The sequence below is a fragment of the Rhodococcus sp. IEGM 1366 genome, assembly GCF_033142425.1.
In the GTDB taxonomy this organism is placed as follows: domain Bacteria; phylum Actinomycetota; class Actinomycetes; order Mycobacteriales; family Mycobacteriaceae; genus Rhodococcus_F; species Rhodococcus_F globerula.
Map to the genome: position 1 here is coordinate 444,349 of NZ_JAWLRZ010000004.1, position 18,635 is coordinate 462,983.

Below are 18,635 nucleotides of genomic sequence, written 5' to 3' on the forward strand. Positions count from 1 at the left end.
GAACAATGGGCAGGAGTGCACCGTGAATGAATTGCACGATCAAGTTGCTGCGGCGGTCGAAGAATTCCAATTCCCGGTCGTTGTTCATGACCACTCCACTTTCGATCTTCCAGTTTTATCGCCGAAAGATTTGTCAAGGACACTCGGGATTTCGCTGGGTCGGATCACGAAATCGATCCTGTTGCAGCAACAGTCCGGAACCCGTCTTGTCCTTGCGGTGTGCCCGATCGATCGGCGGATCGACATGGCGTCGATTTCCCGTCATCTGGGGTTGGGTCGGCTGGAAGTGGCGGGTGAGGACACCGTCGAGAAGAAATGTGGATATCAACGTCTCGGAGTGTCACCGCTCGGATTGCCGCGCGACATTGTGGTTGTCATCGACACATCTCTGATGGCCCACTCCACTGTCGTGGTCGGCGGCGGGAACGTCGGCGTCGAGGTCGAGCTGAGTCCGTGGGATCTTGCCGAAGCGTGCGATGGACAGAATGTGGAGATAACTGATGGATGAGATTCGACTCAGTAGCAACGACACCCGCGTTCCCGAATCGAACGCGGATCCGGAACTTACTCCCGCCGATTCACCCTCAGAACCGTTTCCGCTGTCGTCTGCTCAATACGGTGTGTGGCTTGCGCAGCAACTCGTTCCGGAACTGCCGCACTGCATCGCCGAATACGTCGAGTTCCACGGAGAACTTGATCTTGCGCTGTTCCGCTCGGTGGCGGTAACCGCTGGACGAGAGGTTCAGTGGGCGTTCCTCCGACTGATCGAGGTCGACGGCGAGCCCCGCCAAATTCTTGATCCCAGTCAGGACAAGGAACTGGGATTTGTCGACTTTCGTGGTGAGCACGATCCGGTCGCGGCAGCACAAGCCTGGATGCGCGACGAATACACAACGCCGACGGATCCCATGCGTGAGCGTCTGATCGCGTCCTCGCTGCTGCAAGTCGGCGATGCGCATTACCTCTGGTACGGCCGGGCTCACCATGTAGCGCTCGACGCCTATGCCGCGGTGACGATGGTCAATCGCATGGCCGTGATCTACACAGCTGCTGTGGAGGGGCGTGAACCGCCGCCAAACCCGACGGCAGACCTGCGCACCTTGTACGAACTCGACTGCGCGTACCGCGCTTCAAGCCGCTTCGAGTCCGATCGCGCCTACTGGTCCGAGCGACTGGGGGGCATGGCGGAAGGCTCGAGTCTCGCCGAGCGATATGCGATTCCGGTCGCCACCGACACGCTGGTCGCGTCGTCGTTGGAGGAGAATACTGTTGCGCGTCTGACGGATTCGGAAAGACACGCGAGCGGAACGTCGGCGGCCACCATCATTGCCGGGTTTGCCTGCTACCTCTCCCGGATGACGGGGCACACCGATGTCTGCGTGCAGATCCCCGTTTCCGGCCGGACAACCGCTGTGCTCCGCCGATCAGGCGGAATGCTCGTCAACATCGTTCCACTGCGGATTGATATCCGCCCCGACGACACTGTTGGCGAACTGGTCGATCGTGTCCGACTCGAGTTGACCGGTGCACTGCGCCATCAGCGCGGCAATCTCGAAGAGATCGCCCGTGGCTTGAGTGCCGGTGCGCGGCGATCCATTGCCACCGGGCCGATCGTCAACGTGATGCTGTTCCGTCAAGAGATCAACTTCGGATCGGTGCGCGGTGAGTTCCACGTGCTGACGTCAGGTCCGATCGACGATCTGCTGGTGAATATCTATCAAAGTGGCACTCCAGTAAGGACATTCGTCGAGTTCCGGGGAAATCCGGGTCGCTATACGGAAGGCGAGTTGCAATGCCATCATCGCGGCTGCGTCGCAGTTGTCGAGGAGTTCGCCGCGGCCGGCCCGGCGACACCGATTTCCACAATCCATGCTGCCAGCGCGGTGGTGGGCAAGCGCCGGATGGAAACAGTGCAGCACCTGGACTATTGGCGGCGCAGCCTGGCAGGTCTCCCGGCGTGGTTGGACCTGCCGACGGATCGGCGTCGCTCGACCGACAGGTCCCCGTTGTTGGAATCGCGCCAGGTCGAACTGGGTGCCGAGTTGCACCGCCAGCTTGAATCCATTGCCCGCGAGCGCGGTTCGACAGTATTTGCGGTGATGCATGCGGGTCTGGCGGTACTGCTGGCTCGATTGGCTGCCGCCGACGACATCTCGGTGGGAGCGCCGGTTCGCAGGCGGAATGAGGCAGCTGACCCAGTCGTCGACGCGGTTGTCCTGCGGACTCGAGCCGATCCGGACATGTCCTTTGCCGACCTGATTATTCAGGTAAAACGATGCGAGCGTGATGCATTCGCTCATGCCCAGGTGCCGGCGGAACGGGTCGCGGAGGCTGTAGGTTCGACTCTTTTCCACGTAATGCTGGGCGTCCGTGGCTGTGAGCCGACCACGGCGGCGGATGTGGCTCTCACCGCGCCCGACGGATGGCGTTCATCCTGGAACTGCGACCTGAATATCACAGTAGGCGAAAGGTTTACCGATACCGGTCGACCTTCGGGCGTACAGGTGGATCTCGGGTTTGCCACCGACGTGTACGACCCGGAAACAATCGATATTCTCGCCGAGCGTCTGGTGCGTGTGCTCGAGTGTGGCGTCGCGAATCCTGAGGTTCGGATCTACGAGATGGATCTGCTTTTGCCGTCGGAGCATGAATACCTGACACCGGTACGGGGTGGGGCCGCACTGCCACCACGGAGTTTGCCGCTGCTTTTTGCAGAGGCTGTCGCTGCCGATCCGACCGCGATTGCTCTTGTGGGCGGCGATTGCACACTGACGTACGAAGAGCTGGATCGCCGATCGAATCGCCTGGCCCACTATCTGATCGGCCATGAGATAGGACCCGAGTCGGTGGTGGCTATCGGACTGCCGCGGTCGATCGATTCGGTGATGGCGCTATTGGCCGTCACGAAGAGCGGTGCGGCGTTTGTTCCGGTGGATCCGGGATACCCGTCGGCGCGACTCGAACACATGCTCGTCGATTCCGGGGCGGTACTCGGTGTGGCGAACACCAGCTATGCCCGAAAACTTCCTCAGACGGTTCCGTGGCTGGTGCTCGACGACCAGGACACCGCTACCGAGATCGTGGGTTCCTCCGCTGCGCCGGTGACCGACGGGGAACGGACAGCGACTCTCGACATCGACCACCCGGCATACGTGATCTACACATCCGGGTCGACCGGGATTCCGAAAGGGGTGGTGGTGCCGCACCGAGGGTTGCTCGACCTGATGACGGAGCAGTGCACACGATTCGAGACGGGGCCGCACGCGCGAATATTGCACTGTGCATCTCCGAGTTTCGACGCGTCGGTGTTCGAATTGATGTGGGCCTTGGGGTCGGGAGCCCGATTGGTGATCACGCCGCCAACCACATACGGCGGTGACGAACTCACGGCGCTGCTCGATCGCGAGAAGATCACACATGCCGTCCTCACACCTTCCGCGCTGGCATCACTGGACCCGCGGGGGCGAACCTCGCTGCAGTGCCTTGTTGTTGCCGGGGAGGCATGTTCGCCGGAATTGGCGGGTCGGTGGTCAGCCGGCCGGTTGATGTTCGACGCCTACGGCCCGACCGAGTCGACGGTCATGGCAAATGTCGGGGCGATCGAGTCGGGTAGTGAGCTACTGACACTGGGAGGTCCGATCCGCGGTCTCGCCGAAGTAGTCCTCGACGATCGACTGCGACCGGTGCCGGTCGGAGTGGTCGGGGAGTTATATCTGGGCGGTGTCGGCTTGGCGCGCGGCTATCGGAACCAGACGGGAACAACAGCGTCGAGGTTTGTTGCCGATCCGTTCGGGCCTCCGGGGCGCCGTATGTATCGCACCGGGGACATGGTGCGATGGCGCCACGATCAGGAGGGACGTCTGACAATCGAGTACTTGGGCCGCAACGATTTTCAAGTGAAAATCCGCGGTTTCCGGATAGAACTCGGCGAGATCGATGCGGCATTGACCGAACATCCGAGCGTGGCATTTGCGGTTACACTCGGACACACCGAACCCACTGCAAACACCAGCTTGGCATCGTATGTGCTTCCCACCGGTGACAACAACGTCGACCCGGCTGAATTACGAACCCATGTCCGGGGATTGCTGCCCGACTACATGGTGCCGGCAACAATCACCGTGCTCGACGCTATCCCTCTGACCCCGGTCGGCAAGCTCGATCGCGGCGCCCTGCCAGAACCCGATGTCGGGGCATCAAGATCCGAGTTCCGTCAGCCTCGAACTCCGATCGAAGAGACCATCGCCGGTGTGTTCGCCGAGGTGCTGGGCATCGAGCACCTCGGCGCCGATGCACACTTCTTCGACCTCGGCGGAAATTCTCTGAGCGCGACCAAAGCTGTGGCGCGGATCAATTCAGCGCTCAACGAGGGAGTGAGCGTGCGGGACCTGTTCGACGAACCTACCGTGACGGCGCTCGCAGGCTGGATCGAGCGCACCGACGGACGGACGTCCGCGGGGCCCGCTTTGACGGCAGGTGTGCGACCCGAGAGAGTTCCGGTGTCCCTTGCCCAGCATCGTATGTGGCTGGTCAATCAATTGGACACATCGTCGCCCGCGTACAACATTCCCATCGCGCTCCGCCTGACCGGAGAACTGGATACGGACGCCTTCCGAGCGGCGCTGACAGACGTCGTCGAGCGTCATGACACCCTTCGCACGGTGTACCCCGGATCGTCGGACGGTCCGCACCAGGTGGTCGTTCCGACAGGGCAAGTGCTTCGGGATTTCAGTCCGGTCGACGTGGCAGGTGAGAGCGAATTGCTCGGGCGCATCGAGAGGCTTGCGTCGTCCGGATTTGATGTCACAGAAGAAGTTCCAGTACGAATAGCGTTGTTCAGGGATGGCCCAGAGCGGTACGTGCTGGTGATTGTGGTGCACCACATCGCTGCCGACGGTTCGTCGATGCCGCCGCTGGCCCGCGATGTGATGACCGCGTACACCGCGCGGGCGAACCGGCGAATCCCGGATTGGGCGGCGCTTGCGGTGACCTATGCCGATTACACCTTGTGGCAGCGCCGCCTGCTCGGCGTCGAATCCGATCCGGGTTCACTTGCCGGCGAGGAGCTCGCGTACTGGCAACAGGCGCTGTCGGGGTTACCGGCCGTCCTGCCGTTGCCGACGGATCGAGTCCGCCCGACGTGGCGGCAGATGCGAGGAAGCTCAGTGCACTTCGAGATCGCTGCGCAGCTACATCGCGCCCTGCAACTTCTTGCGCGCAAGCATGATTCGACGATATTCATGACCATGCATGCGGCGCTGGCCATCCTGCTCAGCCGGTTGAGTGGGAGCGGCGACATTGTGGTGGGAACTCCGGTAGCCGGGCGTGGTGAGGCTGCACTCGACGATATGGTGGGCATGTTCGTCAACACAGTGGTGTTGCGGACGGCAGTAACATCCGGGTCGTCGTTCGAGAAGGTGCTGGCGACGGTCCGAGAGAGCGATCTGGGGGCGTTCGCACACGCCCAGATCCCGTTCGAGCAAGTGGTCGAGGCAATCGATCCGGTCCGCTCGACCGCACACTCACCGTTGTTTCAAGTGATGCTCGAGTTCAGGAATGCCGCGTTGCCGGAACTGGCGCTCCCGGAATTGACCGTCGAACTTCTCGAAGTGGACGTCGAGGTCGCCCGGTACGACCTGCACTTGAGTCTCGCCGAGGACTTCGATCCCGGCGACAATTCTCCCGCCGGGATGTCTGCGTCCTTCGGTTTTGCCGTCGACATTCTCGACCGGGATACCGTGCAGGGCTTTGCGGATCGATTTGTACGCATCCTCGAGGACATCGTGACTGCGCCGTCAACCCGAGTGGGGGATATCAGTCTCCTCTCGCCGGCGGAATGTGGTGAGTTGGTTCCGGTGTCGGGTGTTGCGGGTGGTCGTGTGTTGGTGTTGCCGGAGTTGTTGGCTGTGGGGGATCCGAACGCACTGGCTGTTGTGTGTGGAGATCAGCGGTTGTCGTATGGGGAGTTGGATGGTTGGTCGAATCGGTTGGCGCGGTTGTTGATTAGCCGTGGTGTTGGTTCGGGGTCGTGTGTTGCGGTGGCGTTGTCGCGGTCGGTGTTGTCGGTGGTGGCGTTGTGTGCGGTGGCGAAGTCGGGGGCGGCGTTTGTTGCGGTTGATCCGGGGTATCCGGCGGCGCGGGTGGAGTTCATGCTTGCTGATTGTGGTGCGGTGCTGGGTGTTACGTCTTCGGAGCATGTTGGGGGGTTACCGGGTTCGGTGCCGTGGTTGGTGCTTGATGATGTTGCGGTGGCCCGGGAGTTGTCCAGACTGTCGGGTGCTGCTGTGACGGATGTGGATCGGGGTGGATCGCTGTTTCCGGATGGGGCGGCGTATGTGGTGTATACGTCGGGGTCGACGGGTGTGCCGAAGGGTGTGGTGGTGCCGCATCGGGGTTTGGCGAATCTTGTTGTGGATCAGTGTGTTCGGTTCGGTTTGGGTGCCGACTCGGTGGTGTTGCATGGCGCGTCGCCGAGTTTTGATGCTGCGGTGCTCGAGCAGTTGTGGGCGTTGGGGTCTGGTGGCCGGTTGGTGGTTGCTCCACCGGAGGTGTTCGGGGGCGGCGAGCTGCGGGAGTTGTTGGTGCGGGAGAGGGTTTCTCATGTTGCGTTGACGCCGACGGTGTTGGGGACTGTTGATCCGGCTGGTCTGGAGGATTTGTCGACTGTGGTGGTGGGCGGTGAGGTGTGTTCGGCGGAGTTGGTGGCGCGGTGGTGTTCGCCGGGTCGGGTGGTGGTGAATACGTATGGTCCGGCGGAGGCGACGGTGCAGTCGAATGCGAGTGTGCCGTTGGTGGTGGGGGATCCGGTGACTATTGGTGGGCCGATTCGGGGTGTGGCGGAGGTTGTTCTTGATGGGTGGTTGCGTCCGGTTCCGGTGGGTGTGATGGGGGAGTTGTATCTGTCGGGTCCTGGTTTGGCGCGCGGGTATGTGAATCGGAGAGGGTTGACGGCGTCGACGTTTGTGGCGGATCCGTTTGGCGGCTGCGGGCGGAGGTTGTATCGGACGGGGGATGTGGTTCGGTGGCGCCGGGATTCAGGCGGGGATCTCGTGTTGGAGTTTGTCGGTCGTGGTGATCTGCAGGTGAAGGTGCGTGGTGTTCGGATCGAGTTGGGGGAGGTGGAGTCGGCGTTGCTGGCGTGCGAGGGGGTGGCGCGTTGTGCTGCTGCGGTGCGGGAAGGTCGGTTGGTCGGGTATGTGGTGCCGGAACCGTCTGTGACCCTGAATGCTTCGGTGATTGTGGATTGTGTGGCAGGGCGGGTGCCTGCGCAGATGGTGCCGGCTGCGGTGGTGGTGGTTGGCGAGTTGCCGGTGACGCCGAATGGGAAGATCGATCGGGATGCATTGCCCATACCGGATTTTGACGAGCGCCTCAGCGAATTCATCCCTCCGGTAACCGAGATTGAATCGGCACTAGCAGGGTTGTTCGAGGAGGTGCTCGGACTCGAATCGGTAGGCGTGGAGGATTCGTTCTTCGCCCTCGGCGGTGACAGCATCGTTTCGATTCAATTGGTCTCACGGGCAAAGGCGACCGGAATAGTTTTCTCACCGCGAGATGTGTTCGAGCGTAAAACAGTGGCTGGGTTGGCGGAGATTGCTGTCTTCGGTGACGGACTGGAGGCAGCCACGTTGGAAGAACTGCCTGGGGGCGGGGTCGGGGAGATTCCGTTGACGCCGATAATGCGCTGGCTCCTCGAACGGGGCACGTCGGGGTTTACTCGCTTCTCACAGGCGCTGATGCTAAATCTGCCGGAGGCAATAGACGAACAGAGCTTGGCGAGCACGGTGCAAGCGGTGCTCGACCATCACGACATTCTCCGGGCTCGGCTCCGGCAGCAAGCCGGTGGCCGCTGGACGTGGGAGGTGTTGCCGGAAGGAGGGATTCGAGCGGACCGCCTCATCTGCCGGGTACCGATGAGAGGGAAGCCGGGAAGTTCCCAGTTCAATAACCTCGCGTCTGCGGAGTTGGATGCTGCGGCGGACCGGCTCGATCCCGGTGCCGGTGTGGTGATGCAGGTGGTGTGGTTCGAACCTGTGGAGGATGGCGCGCACGGCTGTGTTCTTGTGGTGGTACATCATTCGGCTATCGACGGTGTGTCCTGGCGAGTGTTGGTGCCGGATCTGGCGATTGCGTGGTCGCAGATCGTGGCTGGGGTGGAACCAGAGTTGCCGGCGGTTGGAACGTCGATGCGTCGCTGGGCTCATGGGCTTGTGGAGGAGGCCCGTCGGCCGGAGCGAGTAGCGGAACTTGACCGGTGGCGAGCGATGACGGCCGGCGACGATCCGGTGATCGGGTCGCGGCCCCTCGACCCGTCGGTCGATGTGAACAGATCGACGGATCATGTTTCCGTGGAACTGCCCACCGACGTGACAGAAGCCTTGCTGACCACAGTTCCTCAGGCGTTTCACGGTGGGGTCAGCGATGGGTTGCTGGCTGCGTTGGCAGTCGCGGTCACGCAATGGCGGCGAGATCGCCGACCGATGTCGGCAGGTGCCCCGATTGCCACGACGCTCATTGCGCTCGAAGGCCATGGACGAGAGGAGAACGCGGTCCCCGGTTCGGATCTGGGTCGTACCGTCGGCTGGTTCACCACGAGTTTTCCACTGCGCCTGGATCTTGCAGACATTGATCTCGACGACGCCTGCGCAGGTGGCCCGGCATTGGCTGCCGCTGTCAAAGCTGTCAAGGAACAGATCCGGGCGGTACCCGATCACGGGATCGGGTACGGATTGTTGCGGTATCTCAACGAGGACACCGCTTTTGAGATGCGGGAGCTCGCAGTACCGCAGATCGGATTCAACTATCTGGGGCGCGTCGGAGCATCAATCCCGGACGGAATCGGATGGTCGCCATTAGATGAAAATGGCAGGCTCGGCGGCTCCGACCGTGGGGGTGCTCAGGATCCTGACATGCCGATAGCGAGCGTCCTGGAGATCAACGCCGTGACTCTCGGTAGCCAGGGCAAGCCCCGATTACGTGCGACGTGGTCCTTCCCAACGGGGGTGCTGACTGTCGACGAGGTGAGCGAGCTGGCACGGTTGTGGACCGAAGTGTTGACCGCGCTGGCCGACCATCCCATCGGGGGGCGGACACCGTCGGACCTGGCCTTGGTCAGTCTCGGCCAAGGTGAGATCGACGTGCTCGAGGACAGGTATCCCACGTTGAGTGATGTGTGGCCGTTGTCCCCGCTTCAGTCCGGTTTGCTGTTCCATGCCCTGTTGTCCGAGGAGTCGATAGACGCGTACGTCGTGCAATTGACCGTCGAATTGCGGGGTGAGGTCGATTCGGAGCGTTTGCGTCAGGCGGGTCAGGTGGTGCTCGATCGCTACCCGAATCTGAGGACCGCATTTGTATCCGACCTCGAACCCGGGCCGGTGCAGGTGGTCCAGGAACACCTGACGGTCGTGTGGTCGGAGATGGACCTCTCGGAACTCGACGAGGAAGCGCGCCGCCTGGAATTGGATCGGGTGATGGCCTCTGACAGAGCACACCGTTTTGATCCCACGCGTGCGCCGCTGCTGCGCTGGTTGCTCATCACTACAGGTCCGCAGAGCTACCGGCTCGTAATGACCAATCATCATCTGCTGCTCGACGGTTGGTCGACGCCACTCTTGTTGCGTGAAGTGCTGCTGGCTTATGCCGCAGGTGAAGATGCCTTGCCCAGGGCGTACCCGTACCGCGACTACCTGGCGTGGATCAACCGGCAGGATACCGCTAGATCTGTGGACGAGTGGGTCAAACAACTTGCCGGCGCCCCGAGCCCTACCCTGGTCGCACCTGCCGATCCTGGTCGTCGGTACAGCGTGTCGCGGGATGTGTTCGGTGAGTTGACCGAGGAGCAGACTGCGGGGTTGATGTCGTTTGTTCGGGGTCGGGGGGTGACTGTGAATTCGGTGATCGAGATGGCGTGGTCGATTGTGTTGGGTGGGTGGACTTCTCGTGATGATGTGACGTTCGGTTCGACGGTGGCTGGTCGTCCTCCGCAGGTTGCGGGTGTGGAGTCGATGATCGGTTTGTTTGTCAATACGGTGCCGGTGCGGGTTCGGTTGGATCGGGGGGAGAGTCTTGGTTCGCTTCTCGGCCGGATTCAGGCTGAGCAGGCTGGGCTTTTGGATCATCAGTATGTGGGTTTGGCGGATATTCAGCGGGCGGCGGGGCCGGGTGCGGTGTTCGACTCGATGACGGTGTTCGAATCGTATCCGGTCGATCGCGGTGGGTTGACTGCGGAGACGGATATTGCGGGTATGCGGGTGGTTGATGTGAGTGGTGTTGACGCTGCGCACTATCCGATCGGCGTCGTTGCGCACCTGGACAACCGACTACACATCAGAATCAAGTATCTACCGGAACTTTTCGACAACGACACGATGAGCAGTGCTGTGCAGCGGGTTCTGCGTGTCATCAACACCACAGTCGCAGATCCTGACCTACCACTTGCAGCACTGGACGTGCTCTCGCCCTCGGAGCGGCGGGAACTGGCTCCGGTTCAGGGTGGTTTGTCCGCGAAAGAACATGTGCTTCCGGAATTACTGTCGGCTGCGCGGGACCCGAACGCGCTGGCTGTTGTGTGTGGTGATGAGCGGTTGTCGTATGGGGAGTTGGATGGTTGGTCGAATCGGTTGGCGCGGTTGTTGATTAGCCGTGGTGTTGGTTCGGGGTCGTGTGTTGCGGTGGCGTTGTCGCGGTCGGTGTTGTCGGTGGTGGCGTTGTGTGCGGTGGCGAAGTCGGGTGCGGCGTTTGTTGCGGTTGATCCGGGGTATCCGGCGGTGCGGGTGGAGTTCATGCTTGCTGATTGTGGTGCGGTGCTGGGTGTTACGTCTTCGGAGCATGTTGGGGTGTTGCCGGGTTCGGTGCCGTGGGTGGTGCTCGATGATCCCGAGTTCGAGGGTGCGTTGGCGGGGTTTGATGCTGGGCCGGTGACGGATATGGATCGGGGCGGAACACTGCGTCCGGATGGGGCGGCGTATGTGGTGTATACGTCGGGGTCGACGGGTGTGCCGAAGGGTGTGGTGGTGCCGCATCGGGGGTTGGCGAATTTGGTTGTTGATCAGTGTGTTCGGTTCGGTTTGGGTGCCGACTCGGTGGTGTTGCATGGCGCGTCGCCGAGTTTTGATGCTGCGGTGCTCGAGCAGTTGTGGGCGTTGGGGTCTGGTGGTCGGTTGGTGGTGGCTCCGCCGGGGGTGTTCGGTGGGGAGGATCTTCGGGAGTTGTTGGTGCGGGAGAGGGTTTCTCATGTTGCGTTGACGCCGACGGTGTTGGGGACTGTTGATCCGGCTGGTCTGGAGGATTTGTCGACTGTGGTGGTGGGCGGTGAGGTGTGTTCGGCGGAGTTGGTGGCGCGGTGGTGTTCGTCGGGTCGGGTGGTGGTGAATACGTATGGTCCGGCGGAGGTGACGGTGCAGTCGAATGCGAGTGTGCCGTTGGTGGTGGGGGATTCGGTGACGATTGGTGGGCCGATTCGGGGTGTGGCGGAGGTTGTTCTTGATGGTTGGTTGCGGCCGGTTCCGGTGGGTGTGGTGGGGGAGTTGTATCTGTCGGGTCCTGGTTTGGCGCGCGGTTATGTGAATCGGGCGGGGTTGACGGCGTCGAGGTTTGTGGCGGATCCGTTTGCTGGTCCTGGGCGGAGGTTGTATCGGACGGTGGATGTGGTTCGGTGGCGGCGGGATTCAGGCGGGGATCTCGCGTTGGAGTTTGTGGGTCGTGGTGATCTGCAGGTGAAGGTGCGTGGTGTTCGGATCGAGTTGGGGGAGGTGGAGTCGGCGTTGCTGGCCTGTGTGGGGGTGGCGCGTTGTGCTGTTGCGGTGCGGGAAGGTCGGTTGGTCGGGTATGTGGTGCCGGAGTCGTCTGTGAGCCTGGATATTTCGACGATTGTGGATTGTGTGGCAGGGCGGGTGCCTGCGCAGATGGTGCCGGCTGCGGTGGTGGTGGTTGGCGAGTTGCCGGTCACTCCTAACGGAAAGCTGGACCGCGACGCATTGCCCACGCCGGATCTTTCTGCCGTTCGGAAGGAATACCGAGCTCCGGTAACCGACATGGAATCGGCGTTAGCAGGACTGTTCGAGGAGGTGCTCGGACTCGAATCGGTAGGCGTGGAGGATTCGTTCTTCGCCCTCGGCGGCGACAGCATCATGTCGATTCAGCTTGCAGCGCGGGCAAAAGCTCAGGGCGTGGTCATCTCCCCGCGGGATGTGTTCGAGCGTAAAACAGTGGCTGGGTTGGCGGAGGTAGCAGTTGAGGCGGGTGGGGCCGACGTAGCGAAGTTGGAGGAAATGACGGGCGGTGGTGTCGGTGAGGTTCCGGTGACGCCGATAATGCGGTGGCTCGTCGAGCGGGGTGGTTCGGGGTTCAATCGCTTCTCGCAGGCAGTGATGCTGAATCTGCCGGAGGCAATAGACGAACAGAGCTTGGCGAGCACGATACAAGCGGTGCTCGACCATCACGACATGCTGCGGGCTCAATTGCGTCCCGACACACATGGATCGTGGGGCTGGAAAGTCCTGCCCGTTGGATCAATTCAAGCAGAGAAGATAATTCGGAAAGTATCGACCGGGCGTGGCGGCGCCGATTTCCGTGAGGTGACTGCATACGAGTTGGACGCTGCGGCGGACCGACTTGATCCCAGCACTGGCACCGTAGTGCAGGTGGTCTGGTTTGATCCCCCACATTCCGGCGATCAGGGTTGTGCGCTGGTGGTGGCTCACCATACGGTCATCGACGGGGTGTCGTGGCGGGTATTGATACCTGACCTGGCGATTTCGTGGTCGCAGATCAGTTCCGGTAGATCACCGGAACTGGAACCGGTCGGGACGTCTATGCGTCGTTGGGCCTACGGGCTTGCCGAGGAGGCTCGTCGACCGGAGCGGGTAGCCGAACTCGCGTTGTGGCAATCGATGGCTGGGGGCGAGGACCCCATGATCGGGTCTCGGCCCCTCGACTCCTCAATCGACGTGAGCACCACCGCGGACACCATCGAGATTGACGTACCCCCGGAAGTGACGGAGGCACTCCTCACCACAGTTCCGGAAGCGTTCCACGGTGGTGTGGTCGACGCTCTACTGGCGGCACTCGCCGTCGCGGTCACGACATGGCGGCGCGAAGATAGCCCTTCCCTTGCGGATGTGTTGATCGGGCTCGAGGGTCATGGGCGCGAGGAAGGTGCGGTCCCAGGCTCGGATCTGAGTCGAACCATCGGCTGGTTCTCCACGAGTTTCCCACTGCGGTTGGATCTTTCGGACATCGATCTCGACGATGCGTGTTCGGGTGGCCCGGCCTTGGGTGCTGTTGTCAAATCTGTCAAGGAACAGCTTCGGGCGGTACCCGATCACGGGATCGGCTACGGGCTTTTGCGGTATCTCAACGAGGACACCGGACTGGTGTTGGGGGAGTTGCCAACACCGCAGATCGGCTTCAACTATCTCGGCAGGGTTGGCGCCGGTGCTCTATCGAACGGGTCCGGGGCGGCGTGGATTCCGATCAACGGAGACAGCGACCTGGGTGGTGCACAAAATCCGGATACGCCGCTGCCGGCTGTGCTCGACATCAATGCTCTCACCGTCGACGGCGAAGACGGCAGGCCGAGACTGCGCGCAATCTGGTCGTTCCCCACAGGGATACTGGGCAAGGGCGATGTTCAAGTGGCCGCGAGGATGTGGTCCGAAACGCTGGCAGCGCTGGCCGCCGACTCGGGTAACCCGGGTGTCGGTGGCCGGACTCCGTCGGATCTGGCCTTGGTCAGTCTCGGCCAAGGTGAGATCGATCTGCTCGAGGACAGGTACCCCGCATTGAGTGATGTGTGGCCGTTGTCCCCGCTGCAGGCAGGTTTGCTATTCCATGCGTTGGCGTCCGAGGGATCGGTGGACGCCTATGTTGTGCAGTTGGTTGTCGAATTGCGGGGTGAGGTTGACTCGCAGCGATTGCGCCGTGCCTGCCAATCGGTGCTCGATCGCAATCCGAATCTGCGGACCGCCTTTCGCACCGACGTCGGATCTCAGCCGGTGCAGGTGGTGCACGATTTTGTCGAAGCACCGTGGTCGGAGATCGACCTTTCCGGATTGGACTCCGGCGCCCGCGCTCGTGCCTGGGATCACCTGATGGCGGAGGATCGCGCTACCCGCTTCGAACCGACTCGAGCTCCGCTGTTGCGGTGGAAGTTGGTCAGGACCGGCCCGGGAAGCTATCGCCTGGTGATGACCAATCATCATCTGCTGCTCGACGGTTGGTCGACGCCGCTGCTTCTGAAGGAAGTGCTGGTGCTCTACGCAACCGATGGCGCGGCGCTGCCCCGGGTACGTCCCTATCGGGACTTTCTGGCCTGGATCGCCGGGCAGAACAAGACAGAGTCACTTGACGTCTGGGCCAAGGCATTCGACGGTGTCGACGAGCCGACGTTGGTTGCGCCAGCCGATCCTGGTCGTCGGTATCGCGAGTCGCGGGATGTGTTCGGTGAGTTGACCGAGGAGCAGACTGCGGGGTTGATGTCGTTTGTTCGGGGTCGGGGGGTGACTGTGAATTCGGTGATCGAGATGGCGTGGTCGATTGTGTTGGGTGGGTGGACTTCTCGTGATGATGTGACGTTCGGTTCGACGGTGGCTGGTCGTCCTCCGCAGGTTGCGGGTGTGGAGTCGATGATCGGTTTGTTTGTCAATACGGTGCCGGTGCGGGTTCGGTTGGATCGGGGGGAGAGTCTTGGTTCGCTTCTCGGCCGGATTCAGGCTGAGCAGGCTGGGCTTTTGGATCATCAGTATGTGGGTTTGGCGGATATTCAGCGGGCGGCGGGGCCGGGTGCGGTGTTCGACTCGATGACGGTGTTCGAATCGTATCCGGTCGATCGCGGTGGGTTGACTGCGGAGACGGATATTGCGGGTATGCGGGTGGTTGATGTGAGTGGTGTTGACGCTGCGCACTATCCGATCGGACTGGTCGCTCACGTCGACGCGGTAGTACACCTGACAATCAAGTTCCTCCCAGATCTCTTCGACCACAACGTGATAGACGAGATGATGCAGCGAGTCCTCCGTGTGATCAACGCAGCGGTTACCGACCCGAACCTGCCAATCGGCGCGCTGAACTTACTCTCGCCGGCGGAATGTGGTGAGTTGGTTCCGGTGTCGGGTGTTGCGGGTGGTCGGGTGTTGGTGTTGCCGGAGTTGTTGGCTGTGGGGGATCCGAACGCACTGGCTGTTGTGTGTGGTGATGAGCGGTTGTCGTATGGGGAGTTGGATGGTTGGTCGAATCGGTTGGCGCGGTTGTTGATTAGCCGTGGTGTTGGTTCGGGGTCGTGTGTTGCGGTGGCGTTGTCGCGGTCGGTGTTGTCGGTGGTGGCGTTGTGTGCGGTGGCGAAGTCGGGGGCGGCGTTTGTTGCGGTTGATCCGGGGTATCCGGCGGCGCGGGTGGAGTTCATGCTTGCTGATTGTGGTGCGGTGCTGGGTGTTACGTCTTCGGAGCATGGTGGGGTGTTGCCGGGTTCGGTGCCGTGGGTGGTGCTCGATGATCCCGAGTTCGAGGGTGCGTTGGCGGGGTTTGATGCTGGGCCGGTGACGGATGTGGATCGGGGCGGAACACTGCATCCGGATGGGGCGGCGTATGTGGTGTATACGTCGGGGTCGACGGGTGTGCCGAAGGGTGTGGTGGTGCCGCATCGGGGGTTGGCGAATTTGGTTGTGGATCAGTGTGTTCGGTTCGGGCTAGATGCCGACTCGGTGGTGTTGCATGGCGCGTCACCGAGTTTTGATGCTGCGATGTTGGAGCAGTTGTGGGCGTTGGGTTCTGGTGGCCGGTTGGTGGTTGCTCCGCCGGAGGTGTTCGGTGGGGAGGATCTGCGGGAGTTGTTGGTGCGGGAGAGGGTTTCTCATGTTGCGTTGACGCCGACGGTGTTGGGGACGATCGATCCATCTGGTCTGGAGGATCTGTCGACTGTGGTGGTGGGCGGTGAGGTGTGTTCGCCGGAGTTGGTGGCGCGGTGGGCTCCGGGTCGGGTGGTGGTGAATACGTATGGTCCGGCGGAGGCGACGGTGCAGTCGAATGCGAGTGTGCCGTTGGTGGTGGGGGATCCGGTGACTATTGGTGGCCCGATTCGGGGTGTGGCGGAAGTTGTTCTTGATGGTTGGTTGCGTCCGGTTCCGGTGGGTGTGGTGGGGGAGTTGTATCTTTCGGGTCCTGGTTTGGCGCGGGGGTATGTGAATCGGGCGGGGTTGACGGCGTCGAGGTTTGTGGCGGATCCGTTCGGCGGCGGTGGGCGGAGGTTGTATCGGACGGGGGATGTGGTTCGGTGGCGGCGGGTTTCGGGTGGGGGTCTCGCGTTGGAGTTTGTGGGTCGTGGTGATCTGCAGGTGAAGGTGCGGGGTGTTCGGATCGAGTTGGGGGAGGTGGAGTCGGCGTTGCTGGCCTGTGTGGGGGTGGTTCGGGCGGCTGTTGCGGTGCGGGAAGGTCGGTTGGTCGGGTATGTGGTGCCGGAGTCGTCTGTGAGCCTGGATATTTCGACGATTGTGGATTGTGTGGCAGGGCGGGTGCCTGCGCAGATGGTGCCGGCTGCGGTGGTGGTGGTTGGCGAGTTGCCGGTGACGCCGAATGGGAAGATCGACCGGGATGCATTGCCCACACCCGACTTCGAAGCCCAGCGCGCAGAATATCGGCCGCCTCGAGAAGGCACGGAAGCCGCCGTCGCCGCGGCGTTTGCAGATGCACTGGGTATATCGCGAGTGGGCGCCGACGACAATTTCTTTGCACTCGGAGGCAATTCGTTGACAGCCACCGCAGTGGCTGCGCGATTGCATCAACCGATTGAGACCGAAGTGCCGGTTCACTGGATTTTCACCGAGTCGACGCCCGCGACGTTGGCGCACCGAATTGCGACGTGCACAGCGGAGACGAACGACGCGGTCGGGGTAATGCTTCCCCTGCGGGCCACGGGGAATCGTGAACCGCTCTTTTGTGTCCATCCCGCGATCGGGTTGGCGTGGTGTTTCAGTGGATTGGTGCAGTATGTGGATAGTGACCGCCCGATCTACGGAATCCAATCACCAGCACTGACAGATTCGTCCGTGCATTTCGATTCGCTCGACGATCTTGCGGCCCGCTACGTCCGTGAGATCCGATCCGTGCAGCCACACGGGCCCTATCATCTGCTCGGATACTCGGTGGGTGGCCAGATCGCACATGCAATGGCGGACAGGCTTCGTCGTGACGGTGCTGACGTTGCAACGCTCGCGATGATGGACAGTCGCTTGATGACCGAGATTGACGCGCCGATGCCGTCTGTCGCGCGATTGGTCGCCGAGTTCGCTGAGGTTGATTCTCCCGATGCGCTCGAGGAAGACCCCACATTCGATCAGGTCGCGGAGTTGTTGCGCCGCAAGGGCGGATTCTTTTCGACACTGACGGCCGATCACCTCGGGACTTTGTACCGGCAGTACTGCAAGCTGGTCGATGATGCCGTGGCGCACCACCCGTCGAACCTTGATCTCTCCGATCTTCTCTACTTCAGCTCTGTGGAATCGCGCGAAGCCGAAAGGAATGGCGGACCCGAAGGCTCGATCGGGGCAGCGGACTGGAAGGACTACATCGTGGGCGACATCCACGAGTACAAGATCCCCACGACGCATGAACAGATGACGAGCCCTCCAGGTTTGGCAGTCATCGGTCCGATCCTGAATCGCCACCTGGCGTCGGTTGGCCTAGTGGCCGGCGCCGAGTTCGATGAGGACAACACCGGCGGCAATCAGCGCAATGCCCGCCGCCATGAGCTTCGTCAGGGCTTCGCGAAACAGGATTCGGCACGCGAGGGCAGTTAGCGCCACCCCGCAGGCCGTCCAGATTCCGTACGCCACTCCGAGGGCAAGGCCGGCGTCGAGCGCGAGTGTCAGGAACGCGAAGGAGGCCACATAGCCCAGGCCCACCACGACGAACCACTTCTTGTTGCTTCCAGTTTGCGACGCCATACGCAGCGCCAGGGTGGCGGAAACCTCGGACAGGATCGCCGCGATCAGAAATATCCATGTCACGCGGTGTCACCCGATTCGCGAGTGGCGGCTGCTTGCGAGCCGAGTTCGACACACAAGACTCCACCGATGACCAAGGCAATGCCAAGTCCCATCGTCGCGGTCAAGGGATCGCCGAAGAGAAGCGTTGCGAGAATTGCGGTCAGGACAACTCCGGTCGCTCCCCAGATTCCGTATGCAACACCAAGTCCCATACCTGCGCGGAGAACGAACGACAGCGCGGTGAAGGCTGCCACGTATCCCACAGCGACCACTACGTACCAGGCAGGGTGATCGAGAGCTGCGCGCAACGAGAGCGTGGCGGTGACCTCGGTCACGATTGCGGCAATCAGTAGTAGCCATTTCTTCACAAGCCGTGATTCTGTCAGAGCAGTAGCCGCTGCTCCGACGGAGAACTTGCGGCGACGCAGATTCTCGACTGCGTCACTCCCAGGTGCAGCGCCTGGACTCGGTGATCGATCGCGCCTCGCCCCCGTCCAGCGGAGGTTTCCTCGACAGCGAGTACCTGGCAGCGGCTCACGCCGTCGTCCAACGGAATATTCGAGCTGTGTATGGGCTCGACGACACACAACCGGCTTCGGCGACGCTCAGACGTGGACGCGGATCGTGCAGTCAACGACTTGCCGTGCTGGAGGCGCT

The 18,635-nt window shown here is 61.9% G+C and carries 5 protein-coding genes; 2 read left to right on the forward strand and 3 right to left on the reverse strand.

Features of this window, described 5'->3' with window-relative positions:
- The first annotated feature begins 22 nt into the window (after nucleotides 1-22).
- On the forward strand, nucleotides 23-508 hold the full coding sequence (locus R4P64_RS14835) for a YbaK/EbsC family protein (RefSeq protein WP_317821422.1): 486 nt from the start codon (nucleotides 23-25) through the stop codon (nucleotides 506-508).
- Complete coding sequence (locus R4P64_RS14840) at nucleotides 501-17,789, forward strand: non-ribosomal peptide synthetase (protein WP_317821424.1); 17,289 nt, start codon at nucleotides 501-503, stop codon at nucleotides 17,787-17,789. The genes R4P64_RS14835 and R4P64_RS14840 overlap by 8 nt, the downstream gene beginning before the upstream one ends.
- On the opposite strand, the gene R4P64_RS14845 is transcribed toward R4P64_RS14840, so the two are convergent.
- The 3 genes from R4P64_RS14845 to R4P64_RS14855 are packed head-to-tail and all read right to left on the reverse strand — an operon-like array spanning nucleotide 17,673 to nucleotide 18,612.
- Entirely contained in the window at nucleotides 17,673-17,999 is a 327-nt protein-coding gene (locus tag R4P64_RS14845) for a DMT family transporter (RefSeq protein ID WP_317821426.1), read from the reverse strand. The two genes, R4P64_RS14840 and R4P64_RS14845, sit on opposite strands and share 117 nt — an antisense overlap.
- Nucleotides 17,996-18,346, reverse strand: coding sequence for a DMT family transporter (locus R4P64_RS14850; RefSeq protein WP_045067234.1), 351 nt, complete (start codon nucleotides 18,344-18,346; stop codon nucleotides 17,996-17,998). The genes R4P64_RS14845 and R4P64_RS14850 overlap by 4 nt, the downstream gene beginning before the upstream one ends.
- A gap of 14 nt (nucleotides 18,347-18,360) precedes the next feature.
- Complete coding sequence (locus tag R4P64_RS14855) at nucleotides 18,361-18,612, reverse strand: hypothetical protein (RefSeq protein ID WP_317821429.1); 252 nt, start codon at nucleotides 18,610-18,612, stop codon at nucleotides 18,361-18,363.
- Nucleotides 18,613-18,635 lie beyond the last annotated feature (23 nt).